This is a genomic window from Edaphobacter sp. FHG110511_03, assembly GCF_059115365.1.
On the sequence record NZ_JBZYWL010000005.1, the window covers coordinates 82,947 to 95,403 of the forward strand.

Consider the following 12,457-nt stretch of genomic DNA (forward strand, 5'->3'; position numbering starts at 1 on the left):
GTACCTGCGCTCAACCTATCTACCGAAAAGGAAATCAAATGTCGAAGCTGTCAATCCGCGATCTGGATCTCACCAACAAACGCGTCCTTATTCGCGTCGACTTCAATGTTCCTCTCTCGGTCGACGGCTCTGACAACGCACCGCGCATCACGGACGACACTCGCATCCGCGAAACCATCCCGACCATCGAGTACGCCCTCCGTCGCAAAGCCCGCGTCATCCTCTGCTCTCACCTCGGTCGTCCCAAGGGCAAGCCTGTCCTAACCATGAGCCTTCGTCCCGTCGTCGATCGCCTGCGCGAGCTGCTCGATCACGTTCTTGGTGAAGATGAGAATGTCGCTTTTTCGCCCGAGTGCATTGGTGAGATCGCCACCGAGATGGTGGGGAATCTCGAACCCGGCCAGCCCCTCCTGCTCGAGAATCTGCGCTTTCATGCCGAAGAGGAGAAGAACGACCCTGCCTTTGCGAAACAGCTGGCCTCGCTCTGCGACGTCTACATCAACGACGCCTTCGGCAGCGCGCACCGCGCCCATGCCTCCACTGAGGGCATCACACACCACGTTCCTGTCTCGGCTGCGGGTCTGCTCATGGAAAAAGAGCTGACCTATCTCAGCAAGGCCGTCAGCGACCCCATCAAGCCCTTCGTAGCGATCATCGGTGGCGCAAAAGTCTCCGACAAAATTGATGTCATCGACAGTCTCCTCGATCGCGTCACGTCGCTGATCATCGGCGGAGGCATGGCCTACACCTTCCTCAATGCCAAGGGCCAGACCACCGGCAAGTCGCTCGTCGAGACCGACAAGATTGATGTCGCCAAGGCCGCGCTCGACAAGGCAAAGAAGAAGGGCGTCGATCTCCTGCTTCCCATCGATCACGTCCTTGCGGACAAGTTCGCCGCCGACGCCAAGACGCAGATCTTCGCCGCCAACGGTCCCTTCCCTGCCGACTGGATGGGTCTCGACATCGGCCCCGCCTCCATCGAACTCTTCAAGAAGGAGATTGCCGACGCCATCACCATCGTCTGGAACGGCCCCATGGGAGTCTTCGAGATGCCCGCCTTCGCCAAGGGCACCAACGCCATCGCCAAGGCCGTCGCCGCCAATCGCGACGCCACCAGTATCGTCGGTGGGGGCGACTCCGTAGCCGCCGTTCAGAAGTCCGGGGTAGCCGACAAGATCAGCCACATCTCCACCGGTGGAGGAGCCTCGCTCGAATTTCTCGAAGGCAAGACTCTGCCCGGTGTAGCTGCCTTGACCGATAAAAAATAATTCGGCCATTTCGAAATTTGCGATTCGAGCCAAGTTCTGCGTAGTTCCGATTGCTCGGGATAAGCAGTCTCTTTGGCCTTCTCAACTGAAAAATGGAATACTGATCCCCGACATGCGAAAACCTCTCATCGCCGCCAACTGGAAGATGTACAAGACCCCCGCCGAATCCACGGCCTTCCTCACCAGCTTCTTCCCTCTCGTCAAGAACAACGAAGCCGCGGAGATCGTTCTCTGCCCGGCGATGACCTCCCTGCCCGCACTCGCCGACGCCGCACGCGGCAAGTCCGTCTTCGTCGGCTCCCAGACCATGCACTGGCTCGAAGAAGGCGCCTACACCGGCGAGACCTCGCCCACCATGCTCATGGCGATCGGTGCCACGCACGTCCTCATTGGCCACTCCGAACGCCGCCAATACTTCAACGAGACCGATACCACCGTCAACCTCAAGCTCAAATCCGCCCTCGCTCACTCACTGACACCTATCGTCTGCGTAGGCGAACACCTCAACGAGCGCGAGCAGAACCTCACCGCCGACGTCCTCAATCTCCAGATCTCGGTCGCCCTCGAAGGCATCGACAAAACGGAGCTTGGCCCGCTCGTGATCGCCTATGAGCCCGTCTGGGCTATCGGCACCGGTCGCACCGCCACACCCGAGATCGCCGGAGACGCCCATAAGATCATTCGCGCAAAGATCGCCTCCATCGCTGGCTCCGACGTCGCCAACGCCACCCGCATCCTTTACGGAGGCTCCGTCAAACCCGATAACGCCCGCTCTCTCTGCTGCCTTGAAGACATCGACGGCGCGCTCGTCGGAGGAGCCAGCCTCGATCCCGTCTCCTTCGCACAGATCATCCAAAACGCGACTGAGACGAACTGACAGCTTCGTCCAGTCGCCAGAACTTTTTTCAGTCTCCCGTCGTATTCCGTAAAACGATGACACTTTTGGTGCGTCTGTTCGCAACCACGTTGCTGTTTGCTCCCGTCTTGCTGCGGTCGCAAAGCGTACCTACGATCGAAGTGGAGACTCACTTGATCGACAACACCGTAAGCGTTCACGACAGCGCCGGTAATGTCGTCTCCGGTCTCACACGAAACGATTTCTCGGTTGTTGAAGACGGTGTACCCCAGACTATCCGCTTCTTCACGCCAGCCGAGCAGTTGCCTCTCAGCATCGGCCTCATCATCGACGCCAGCGGGAGCCAGCAGAAGTTCATCCGCCAGCACGAGAGAGATGTCGAATCCTTCCTGAGAAAGATTCTCCAACCCCAGGATCAGGCCTTCGCAGTATGCTTTGGCAACCATCTTCGACTGATCAGCGACTTTTCCGCTTCGGCTCCGACGATCGTTGACAACATCCATCGCTTCGACAAAGGAAAGATGGACTTTCCGGAGATCGGGCCCCAGGAAAAGCGCGACATGGGCACCGCTCTCTATGACGCGGTCTTTTATTCGGTGACCGAAAAGCTCTCTGCTGTGGGATGGCGTCGCCGCAAAATCATCCTCATCTTTAGCGATGGCGAGGATAACTCCAGTGAGCGCGACCTGATCGATGCCATCGAAGCAGCACAGACCGCAAACACACTCATCTACTCCGTGCGTTACACCGAACTGGAACATGGCAGGATGAATGCGCGCAACCGCTATGGCATGCGCGCGCTCGATCATCTCTCAGGGCGCACCGGCGGCCGATCGTTCGATGTACATGCTGTCAGCCTCGACCAAGCCTTCGCGGAGATATCCGACGATCTGCGCTCGCTCTATGAGATCGCTTACCAGTCCACCAACCGCGTTCGCGACGGAAGCTACCGTAAGGTCGTCATACAGAGCACTCGCTCCGGGCTTACAGTACGGTCGCGAACCGGTTACGTCGCACGCTGACCGCGAAGCTTAGTGCACCACTCCCGCCTGCTCCATCGGCCAGTACACAAACGCGGCCTTCCCATAGATCAGGTCGCGCTCCACCGGGCCAAAGTCACGGCTGTCGCTTGAGATGGACCGATGGTCTCCCATCACGAAGTATTCGTTGTCGGGAATGATCGACTCCGGCAGAGAGCGAACGTCTTCAAAGCGCGGAGGAACATACTTCTCCGAGAGCGCTCTTCCATTCACGTAAACGTGTCCGTGATCGATCTTCAGATCGTCTCCGGGAAGCGCAATCACGCGCTTGATGTAGCTCTTCTGATGGTCGTGGGGATAGAGGAAGACCACTACGTCACCGCGATGGATCTCTCCCACCCGGTAGGCCATCTTGTTGACGAAGAGCCTGTCCTGGTCCTCGAGCACAGGCAACATGCTCGTGCCTTCAACCCGGACCGGCTGATACAGAAAGATAATGATGAACGCCGACACGGACACCGAGATCACCAGGTCTCGCATCCACGAACTGATCCCGCTCTTTCGCATCTTCGACGGGTCCGCCCCGGTCGGTGGTTCGTGACCACCGCTGGCCGAAGCTTGGCTCGTCTGCTCGTCAGTTTGCACCGGCTTGCTCTCTTCTCCTGTCATTTGGACGCACCAGAACTCGATCCGGCATCTAGCCCCAATCCAGGAACCAGGGCCTTGCCATCCAGCCCGGCTGGAGACCATGTCTCCACAATCTCCTTTGCCAGCCTTGCTATCATCATCTCAGCCTCATTGTCCGCAGTCCAGCTTTTGTCTTCGTTCTCATCCGTAAAGATCGACACAACCATCGGCCCGCTCTTTCCCGCGATGATCGCGACATCGTTTCTCACCGCATTCAGGCTCCCTGTCTTGCTGGCGATCCCCGATCCCGTCTCGCTTGAATCCAGCTTTTCCAGGTATCGCGGTATCGTATTGCGGTAGAACTGGTTACGCAGCATCGTCAACGCCGTCTGGCAGATCGCCTCGTCGCCCGTCTCAACCGATTCGCCCGGTCCCGCCAACTGGCAACGTCCAATCCGCTCCATCACCGTTTCCATCTCATGCGCCGTCGTCTTCCCCAGGCCAAACTTTGGCTGGTCCGCCGGCATCGGCTCTGTCGCTGGCTTGCCGATCTTTTTATAGAGATGGGTGTCCTTCAGGCCCAGCCAGGCTATCCGCGCATTCACTGCGCTCACGCCAAATCGGTCGATCGCCAGGTTGGTCGCCGTATTGTCGCTGACGATGACCATCATCGTCAGCACATCTTTGAGCGTCAGGGTTAGCGGTGTATCGAAGAACGTCAGGACTCCCGATCCGCTCACGCCATCTCCCTTCGCCAGGGTCAACTTCTCATCCCATCGGGCTTTTCCAGCGCGTACCTGCTCCATCGCCTCAAAAAGAATCGCCAGCTTGATCACCGAGGCCGTCTGTACCGGCCTGTCCGCATCCAGCGACACCGTCTTTCCGGTATTCAACTGCGTTGCGTATAGGGTTACGCGGCCCTTATGCACCGCCGCCAACGCTTCAATCTTCTGCTGCAGCGGCTGATCGATCGTTCCGCGTGCATCCGCCGCTGGCATGGCACCAGGAGTCTCGGCTAGCGAGAGCGATGCTTTTCCCAGACCGAGAAAAAGCGCCCCCGCCATCGCGAGGCCACGAAGAAAACCGTTGGTCATGAATTGCATCTTACAAAGAATGCGTGCAAATTCCAGAGTACCTCGCGCAAAAGATTGCGCTCGCATACCACAACCCCGCAATGACAGTTGTAAAAATCTTTGCGCTGATTGATACAGGTGTATCAATCAGGAACCTTTGTGTACGCATCAAGGCACGATTAGGACTAGAATCGTGTAGAAAAGAGCAGCACCCTTTCGTAGCAGGTCTTTCTTATGTCATCCCTTACCATGCTCGAACCGGCCCAGTCCTCAAAATCCGTTCCCAATGGCCCCGATGAATTCCTCGGATTAGTCACAGAGACCTCGAATACGGCCTCTGAAGGACTCGACACAAAATCCGCGCTTGAAATCGCTCGCATCATCAATCACGAAGACGCCAAGGTTGCGGCTGCGGTTAAAAAAGCGCTTCCCGAAATCGCTATCGTCATTGACACGGTCGCGCGCTCCCTTCGCGACGGTGGACGCCTCATCTATGTAGGAGCTGGCTCCTCAGGCCGCATCGCCTCGCTGGATGCCTCCGAGTGCCCCCCCACGTTTTCTACCGCTCCCGCACAGGTGCAATACATCATGGCAGGTGGCCCTAAAGCCCTTGCTTCAGCCTCCGACGTCAACGAAGACTCTCCCGAGCTCGGCCAGCGCGATATCGCCCGCCGCCGTCCCACACGCAAAGATATCGTCATCGGCGTCTCCGCCTCTGGCCGCACACCGTACGTCGTGGGCGCCGTCGAGTATGCGCGCGCTCGCGGAGCCAAAACCGCTGCCGTTACCTGCAATCTCGGTACGGCCCTCTCCGAGGTCGCAGACACCACCATCATCGCCGAAGTCGGTCCCGAGGCTCTCTCCGGCTCCACGCGCATGAAGTCCGCCACCGCCCAGAAGATGATCCTCAACATGATCACCACTGGCGCCATGACCCGGCTCGGCTACGTCTACGACAACCTGATGGTGAATGTGCACATGAAGAATGCCAAGCTCGTCGAGCGAGGCATTCGCGTGCTGATGAAGGTCTGCAATATCGACCGCGACACCGCCATCCGGACCATCAAGTCCGCCGGCAAGTCCATCCCCATCGCCGTTGTAATGCTCAAGGCCAACGTAGACAAGATGGAAGCCGTTCGCCGCCTGACCAAATCCGATGGCAACGTCCGCCTCGCCATCGACGACTCCCGCCTCGAGCTCTGATCTCTCTTATAAACCAGCCGCCCGCATCGCGAATCCGTGATGCGGGGCTTTTCTGTCTGGATAAAGCCACCTGGCAGCAACCAGCAAAACCGTACTTTTATCTACAACTGGACGATCGTTAGCAAGGGAAGCTACCATGCCCTGCATGAAGCCAACTCTCTCGCGCCGCAATCTGCTTGGTGGCGGAACTATGCTCGCCGCCTCTTCACTTCTCTCCAACTCTGCCTTCTCCTTCGCCGCGCCGGCTTCCTCCTCTTCTCCCATTCGGCTCGGCATCGCCAGCTACACCTTCCGTAAATTCGATCAGGCTCATCTCATCGAGTTCATGAAGGAACTCAAGACTCCCTACCTCAACCTCAAAGACGTTCATCTCCCCATGACGCCTGCCGATCAGGTCGCCTCGCGCGCAGCGGAGTACCGCGCCGCCGGAATGACCCTTACCGCCGCCGGAACCATCTACTTCGACAAGGATGACGACAACGACATCCGCTCCAAGTTCGAATACGTCAAGGCCGCCGGAATTCCCATCATCGTCGGCTCTCCCACCCGTCAGGTCCTTCCGCGCGTCGAGAAATTCGTAAAGGAATACGACATCAAGCTCGCTATTCACAACCACGGCACGGAAGACAAGCAGTGGCCTTCCCCTCTCGATGTGCTCGCAGCCGTCAAATCCATGGACTCCCGTATCGGCTGCTGCATCGACGTCGGCCACACCATGCGCACCGGAACCGATCCCATCGCGGCTATTAAGAAGGTCGGTCCCCGCCTCTTTGACGTCCACATCAAGGATCTCGCCGATGGCAAGGTCAAGGAGAGCCAGGTTGCAGTCGGCGACGGTGTCATGCCCGTCCCCGGCATCTTCCGCGCCCTCGTCGATATTGGCTACAAAGGCAACGTCGATCTGGAATATGAAATCCATGACACCGATCCAATGCCCGGAGTCACCAAGAGCTTCGCCTACATGCGCGGAGTCATTGCCGGCATGGGCTTGAAATCCTGATCCTCCAAATCAGAACTGGAAAGAATGCGGTTCAGAACTCACCTTCTGAGCCGCATTCTCGTCCTTGCCTCGTCATCCATATCTCTCCGCGCTCAAAGCATCACCTCAAATCTCCGAAGTGTCATCCCGACCGAAGCGCAGCGAAGTGGAGGGATCTGCTTCTCCACCACCAACGAACAAACCTGAACCAAATCTGGGGTGCCCCATCGACCGCCTTTACAACCGCACCCTCCTCAACCGCAAAGCATTCGCAATCACCGACACGGAGCTGAAGCTCATCGCCGCAGCGGCCACCATCGGACTCAGCAGCCACCCGAACAGCGGATACACCACCCCAGCCGCCAGTGGCACCCCCGCAGCATTGTAGACAAACGCAAAAAACAAGTTCTGCCGAATATTCTGCATCGTCTTCTCGCTCAGCCGCCGCGCGCGCAGCAAGCCGCGCAGATCGCCGCTTACCAGCGTGATGCCTCCCGCCGCCATCGCGACATCCGTTCCCGTCCCCATCGCAATCCCCACCTCAGCCGCTGCCAGCGCGGGAGCATCGTTCACTCCATCGCCCGCCATCGCCACAATCTTTCCTTCCTTCTGCAGCCGCCGCACCACCTCTGCCTTCCCCTCCGGCGACACCTCGGCCTCGAAGGCAATCCCCAGCCTCTTCGCCACAGCCTCTGCGGTCGTGCGATTGTCCCCCGTGACCATCATCACGGTCAGGCCGCTCTTCTTGAGAGCATCGATCACCTCCTGCGACGAGCCCTTCACCGGATCGGCCACCGCAATCAAACCTGCGGCCCTCCCGTCGATCGCAACCAGCATCGCTGTCCGCCCATCCCGGCGCAGTACCTCAGCCCGCTGCTCCATCGCGCCAGCATCCACCTTCTCCTCACGCATCAACGCCGCATTGCCTACCGCTACGCGCCGCCCATCCACTACGCCTGTCACGCCCTTTCCCGTAATCGAGGCAAACTCCCTCACCTCGTTCAACGCAATCCCGCGCTCCTCTGCTCCCGCCACGATCGCAGCACCCAGCGGATGTTCGCTCGCCCGTTCCAGGCTCGCCACCGCCCGCAGCAAATCAGCCTCACTCACACCCTCCGCCACAACCACCTCCGTCAAGCGAGGCTTCCCTTCCGTCAGCGTGCCTGTCTTGTCCACCACCAGCGTGTCGACCTTCTCCAGCGTCTCCAGCGCCTCGGCACTCCGCACCAGTACGCCCTCGTGCGCTCCGCGTCCCGTCGCCACCATCACCGACATCGGCGTCGCTAGCCCCAGAGCGCACGGACACGCGATTAGCAGCACCGACACCGCAATCACCAGCGCATGCGCCAGCCTCGGCTCCGGCCCCCACACCGCCCATGCCAGCGCTGCAAGCACCGCCGCGGCCAGTACCGCCGGAACGAAGTATCCCGCCACCTTATCCGCCAGCCTCTGGATAGGCGCCCTCGACCGCTGCGCCGCACTCACCATCTTCACAATCTGCGCCAGAAGCGTATCCGCGCCCACGCGCTCGGCCCGCATCACCAGCGCCCCGGTGCCATTGATCGTCCCGCCGACAACGTACTCGCCCGCCGTCTTCTCCACCGGAACCGGCTCGCCCGTCACCATCGACTCGTCCACCGCGCTCCGGCCTTCCTCCACCACGCCGTCCACCGGAACCTTCTCGCCTGGCCTGATTCGCAGCCTGTCACCGGCAACAATCTCGCTCAGCGCAACATCGCTCTCCGTCCCGTCCGCTGCAATCCTCCGCGCCGTTTTTGGAGCCAGCCCCAGCAACGCGCGAATCGCCCCACCCGTCTTGTCCCTCGCCCTGAGCTCCAGCACTTGGCCCAGCAGCACCAGCACCGTAATCACTGCCGCCGCCTCGAAGTACAATCCCAGCCCGCCGCCGTGCTCTCGAAACGAATCCGGAAAGATCCCCGGCGCAACCACGGCCACCACGCTGTAGAGATACGCTGCGCCCGTCCCCATCGCAATCAGCGTGAACATATTCAGGCTGCGATGCACCACCGACGCCCACCCGCGCTCGAAGAACGGCCATCCGCACCACAGCACCACCGGAGTCGCCAGAACCATCTGCGCCAACCCCATCCATCCGCTGTTCAACATCGCGGCAAACGGATGCCCCGGCCACATCTCCCTCACCATCACCGCCAGCAGCGGAAGCGTCAGAGCCACTCCCACCCAGAACCGCCGCGTCATACTCTTCAGCTCTGGATTCTCCTGCTCCGCCGTCACCTCGCGCGGCTCCAGCGCCATCCCGCAGATCGGGCAGCTTCCCGGCCCATCCCTCACAATCTCGGGATGCATCGGACACGTGTACTCCACGCGGTTCATCGCAGGTGCGACCGCCTCCAACGCCATCCCACACTTCGGACAAGCGGCCATCTTCTCCGACACAACCTCCGGATGCATCGGGCACGTATATCCTTCCCCGCTCGAAGCCCCATGCTCCACCGGCTTCACCGTACCCGCATGCGCATGCGCCTCGTGGCCGCAACATCCTGCAGAAGCCTTCGCCGAACTCATCCCTCCAAGCGCAACCAAATCTTCCGGCAATCGCGTGCCGTCATACTTCGCCGGGTCAGCTTCAAACTTCTTTTTGCAACCCTCGGAGCAGAAGTACCACCGCTGTCCGCCGTAATCGCTCGTCCACTTCGCCGTATCGACCTTTACCTGCATCCCGCAGACCGGATCTTTCGCCATCTCGCTCATTCCGAAACTCTCCTTCAACTACGCTGACGAACAACCCGTCTTTCCATTACACATGACACAATTCTTTACATCTCCCGCCTTGCCACACCTCCCTCGAAGATGGTGTCATCTCTTCTGATGGCCACCGGCTCCCATCCCGCTTCCGACATCCAGCGCTCCATCGAGGCCGTCTGGCGCATCGAGTCGGCAAAGCTCATCGCCTCCCTCACCCGCATCGTCCACGACGTCGGCCTCGCCGAAGACCTCGCCCAGGACGCCCTCGTCGCCGCGCTCGAGCGCTGGCCCAACGCCGGAATCCCCGACAATCCCGCCGCCTGGCTCATGGCCGCCGCCAAAAATCGCGCCATCGATAACCTACGTCGCAACAAGCTTTTAGATAAAAAACATGAACAACTAAGTTATGAACTGGAAGGCTCCCGCCAGCTCACCCCCGACGACATCAACGCCGCCATCGACGACCCCGTCGGCGACGACCTCCTCCGCCTCATCTTCATCTCCTGCCACCCCATCCTCTCCCCTGAAGCCCGCGTCGCCCTCACCCTCCGCCTCCTCGGCGGCCTCACCACCGACGAGATCGCCCGCGCCTTCCTCCTCGCCGAGCCCACCGTCGCCCAGCGCATCGTCCGCGCCAAACGCACCCTCTCCGAAGCCCGCATCCCCTTCGAGCTCCCCCTCGGCGACGAGTTCACCGCTCGCCTCGCCTCCGTCCTCCAGGTCATCTATCTCATCTTCAACGAGGGCTACTCCGCCACCGCCGGCGACGACTGGACCCGCCCCGCCCTCTGCGAAGACGCTCTCCGCCTCGGCCGCATCCTCGCCGAGCTCGTCCCCGACGAGCCCGAGGTCCACGGCCTCGCCGCCCTCATGGAGATTCAGGCCTCCCGCCTCAACGCCCGCGTCGGTCCCACCGGCGAGCCCATCCTTCTCCTCGACCAGGACCGCTCCCGCTGGGACCAGATCCTCATCGGCCGAGGCCTCGCGGCACTCGAGCACGCCCAAAGACTCCTCTCCCAACCAGCATCTTCTGATCAAATTGTCATCCCGACCGAAGCGCGCAGCGCGAAGCGGAGGGATCCGCTTCTCTACCAGGACACTCATCCCGCCACCAAACCGGGTGTCCCATCTTCGGCTCGTGACGACGCCAGTCGACGCGAGACCAAGGTGGGTTTGCAGGATGCCAGTGCCTCCTCGCAAAGAGTCGAACCAACGGATGCCAACCCCGGCACCTACACCCTCCAGGCCGCCATCGCCGCCTGCCACGCCCGCGCCAACGTCCCCGATGCCACCGACTGGCACCAGATCGCCTCCCTCTACGCCCAGCTCGCCCGGCTCACGCCATCCCCCATCATCGAGCTCAACCGCGCCGTCGCCATCTCCATGGCCTCCGGCCCCGCCACCGCCCTTCCCCTCATCGACGCCCTCACTGAAGAGCCCACCCTCAAGGGCTACCATCTTCTTCCCAGCGTTCGCGGAGACCTTCTTCGCAAGCTCGGGCGTCACCAGGAAGCTCGCACCGAGTTCGAGCGCGCCGCCACTCTCACTCGCAACGCACGAGAACGAACGCTCCTGCTCGACCGCGCCAGAACCTGCCATCTCGATTCTTAGCGCGCCAAGGTCCCCTCAAGAAAGCCCCTCCCCACACGTCATTCTGAGCGCAGCGCAGCGGAGTCGAAGAATCCCTGTATTTCGCCTGTGCCGCCACAACTCGTAAAGGCATAATCCGTCTCACCCTTGAGCAAAACCCGTGGTCTCAGCCATGTTGGGTTTGGCACATCAGGGCTGCACCGGGCTTCCAGGGTCGAGTGCGACGATCCCGGTGTCGGACGATAGTCTCTCAGGGTACTCAGGAAGCACCAAGCCGCCCGTCAGGCTACCTCTATATTGATTGGGCCGATGGTGGTTTGGTCCGATTCGCCCCATATCTCTGACAACTCAAGCTCAACGCCGCCTCGGATGTATTCCAAGCGCGTGGCGCATATCGAACTTCTCTGTATCGAACTTCAATTCGTGTGCCTCGTGCAGAACCCAACCTAGTATTCGCGGGTCTGGACAACCTTCATCGCGGCGAAGAACAGAATTGCAGCTAAGCCGAGCGAGAAGGCCATTGCAGTCCACGGGACCGTGTGTGCGAGGAGAGGCGAACCCTCTCGCATGGCTCGAAAGATATTGGCGGAGGCCGGCAAAGGAGTATGGGCAGAAACCCACCACAACGTTGCCGAAGCTAGCATCGTTCCCCATGCACGCCACTGGTCGTCAAGGAAGGTAGCCAGCAGCACAGAAAGGCAATAGAACGTCGTAGCACAAACGATGAGCGTTCCCGCATACTCCATCATTTCAGCGAACGTTGACATGGCCCTGAATACAGGCGATACCAGCCACATTCCGCAGCAAAGCGCCACTACTACGCCGACCACCTCCAACCATCCGATGCAGGCTCGGATCGCAAGCAGACGGAGCCTGCTCACAGGTAGCGAGAGAGTGAAAAGCATAGAACCGTGGAGACCTTTGGATGCCTGGAATGAAGGTTGCGTGGCGATTCCCGCGCCTCCCAGAATCGCGCAAAGCATCAGGACAAGCGAAGGGGTTGAGAACAAGACGAACCCGAGGGCCGGGTTCTTACCGCCTGACGGGGTCGCTGCATTCCGGACCGAATGCTGAAAGAACAGAAGAAACGTCGCGAAACCGACCAGGAACAACAGCTTAAAACGGGTTTCCAGCCATCCTTTGTACCAAAACAT

General features: G+C 60.2%; 10 protein-coding genes. 6 read left to right on the forward strand and 4 right to left on the reverse strand.

Annotation, left to right across the window (positions count from 1 at the left end; translation table 11 throughout):
- The first annotated feature begins 38 nt into the window (after positions 1 to 38).
- From AC5S26_RS20095 to AC5S26_RS20105, 3 genes are all read left to right on the forward strand, one after another.
- The gene (locus AC5S26_RS20095; protein ID WP_494186723.1) at positions 39 to 1,268 is read left to right on the forward strand and encodes a phosphoglycerate kinase; all 1,230 of its coding nucleotides are present in this window, start codon (positions 39 to 41) and stop codon (positions 1,266 to 1,268) included.
- Positions 1,269 to 1,380: 112 nt separating this feature from the next.
- A complete protein-coding gene (gene tpiA, locus AC5S26_RS20100) occupies positions 1,381 to 2,145 on the forward strand; it encodes a triose-phosphate isomerase (protein WP_494186724.1) in 765 nt (254 codons plus the stop codon).
- A gap of 56 nt (positions 2,146 to 2,201) precedes the next feature.
- The gene (locus tag AC5S26_RS20105) at positions 2,202 to 3,146 is read left to right on the forward strand and encodes a VWA domain-containing protein (protein WP_494186725.1); all 945 of its coding nucleotides are present in this window, start codon (positions 2,202 to 2,204) and stop codon (positions 3,144 to 3,146) included.
- 9 nt (positions 3,147 to 3,155) lie between these two features.
- On the opposite strand, the gene lepB is transcribed toward AC5S26_RS20105, so the two are convergent.
- Both lepB and AC5S26_RS20115 read right to left on the reverse strand, forming a co-directional pair.
- Positions 3,156 to 3,671 carry a signal peptidase I gene (gene lepB, locus AC5S26_RS20110; protein ID WP_494187165.1) on the reverse strand — a complete coding sequence of 172 codons (516 nt, stop codon included), beginning with the start codon at positions 3,669 to 3,671 and terminating at the stop codon, positions 3,156 to 3,158.
- Between the two features lie 98 nt (positions 3,672 to 3,769).
- The gene (locus AC5S26_RS20115) at positions 3,770 to 4,825 is read right to left on the reverse strand and encodes a serine hydrolase (protein ID WP_494186726.1); all 1,056 of its coding nucleotides are present in this window, start codon (positions 4,823 to 4,825) and stop codon (positions 3,770 to 3,772) included.
- 213 nt (positions 4,826 to 5,038) lie between these two features.
- Between AC5S26_RS20115 and murQ the strand changes: the two genes are divergently transcribed.
- Positions 5,039 to 6,007, forward strand: a complete 969-nt coding sequence (gene murQ, locus AC5S26_RS20120; protein WP_494186727.1) for an N-acetylmuramic acid 6-phosphate etherase — start codon at positions 5,039 to 5,041, stop codon at positions 6,005 to 6,007.
- Positions 6,008 to 6,143: 136 nt separating this feature from the next.
- On the forward strand, positions 6,144 to 7,007 hold the full coding sequence (locus AC5S26_RS20125; protein WP_494186728.1) for a sugar phosphate isomerase/epimerase family protein: 864 nt from the start codon (positions 6,144 to 6,146) through the stop codon (positions 7,005 to 7,007).
- Between the two features lie 216 nt (positions 7,008 to 7,223).
- Here AC5S26_RS20125 and AC5S26_RS20130 read toward each other — a convergent pair whose 3' ends face one another.
- Positions 7,224 to 9,719 (reverse strand): heavy metal translocating P-type ATPase, encoded by a 2,496-nt coding sequence (locus AC5S26_RS20130; protein ID WP_494186729.1) that lies wholly within the window; start codon positions 9,717 to 9,719, stop codon positions 7,224 to 7,226.
- Between the two features lie 117 nt (positions 9,720 to 9,836).
- On the opposite strand from AC5S26_RS20130, the gene AC5S26_RS20135 reads away from it, so the two are divergent.
- Positions 9,837 to 11,324 carry an RNA polymerase sigma factor gene (locus tag AC5S26_RS20135; protein WP_494186730.1) on the forward strand — a complete coding sequence of 496 codons (1,488 nt, stop codon included), beginning with the start codon at positions 9,837 to 9,839 and terminating at the stop codon, positions 11,322 to 11,324.
- Between the two features lie 425 nt (positions 11,325 to 11,749).
- Here the strand turns inward: AC5S26_RS20135 and AC5S26_RS20140 are convergent, their stop codons facing one another.
- Positions 11,750 to 12,457 (reverse strand): hypothetical protein, encoded by a 708-nt coding sequence (locus AC5S26_RS20140; protein ID WP_494186731.1) that lies wholly within the window; start codon positions 12,455 to 12,457, stop codon positions 11,750 to 11,752.

Coding starts and splice junctions, on each gene's coding strand:
- AC5S26_RS20095 (WP_494186723.1), top strand. CDS start 39: ATGTCGAAGCTGTCAATCCGCGATCTGGATCTCACCAACAAACGCGTC.
- tpiA (WP_494186724.1), top strand. CDS start 1,381: ATGCGAAAACCTCTCATCGCCGCCAACTGGAAGATGTACAAGACCCCC.
- AC5S26_RS20105 (WP_494186725.1), top strand. CDS start 2,202: ATGACACTTTTGGTGCGTCTGTTCGCAACCACGTTGCTGTTTGCTCCC.
- lepB (WP_494187165.1), bottom strand. CDS start 3,671: ATGCGAAAGAGCGGGATCAGTTCGTGGATGCGAGACCTGGTGATCTCG.
- AC5S26_RS20115 (WP_494186726.1), bottom strand. CDS start 4,825: ATGACCAACGGTTTTCTTCGTGGCCTCGCGATGGCGGGGGCGCTTTTT.
- murQ (WP_494186727.1), top strand. CDS start 5,039: ATGTCATCCCTTACCATGCTCGAACCGGCCCAGTCCTCAAAATCCGTT.
- AC5S26_RS20125 (WP_494186728.1), top strand. CDS start 6,144: ATGCCCTGCATGAAGCCAACTCTCTCGCGCCGCAATCTGCTTGGTGGC.
- AC5S26_RS20130 (WP_494186729.1), bottom strand. CDS start 9,719: ATGAGCGAGATGGCGAAAGATCCGGTCTGCGGGATGCAGGTAAAGGTC.
- AC5S26_RS20135 (WP_494186730.1), top strand. CDS start 9,837: ATGGCCACCGGCTCCCATCCCGCTTCCGACATCCAGCGCTCCATCGAG.
- AC5S26_RS20140 (WP_494186731.1), bottom strand. CDS start 12,457: ATGTTTTGGTACAAAGGATGGCTGGAAACCCGTTTTAAGCTGTTGTTC.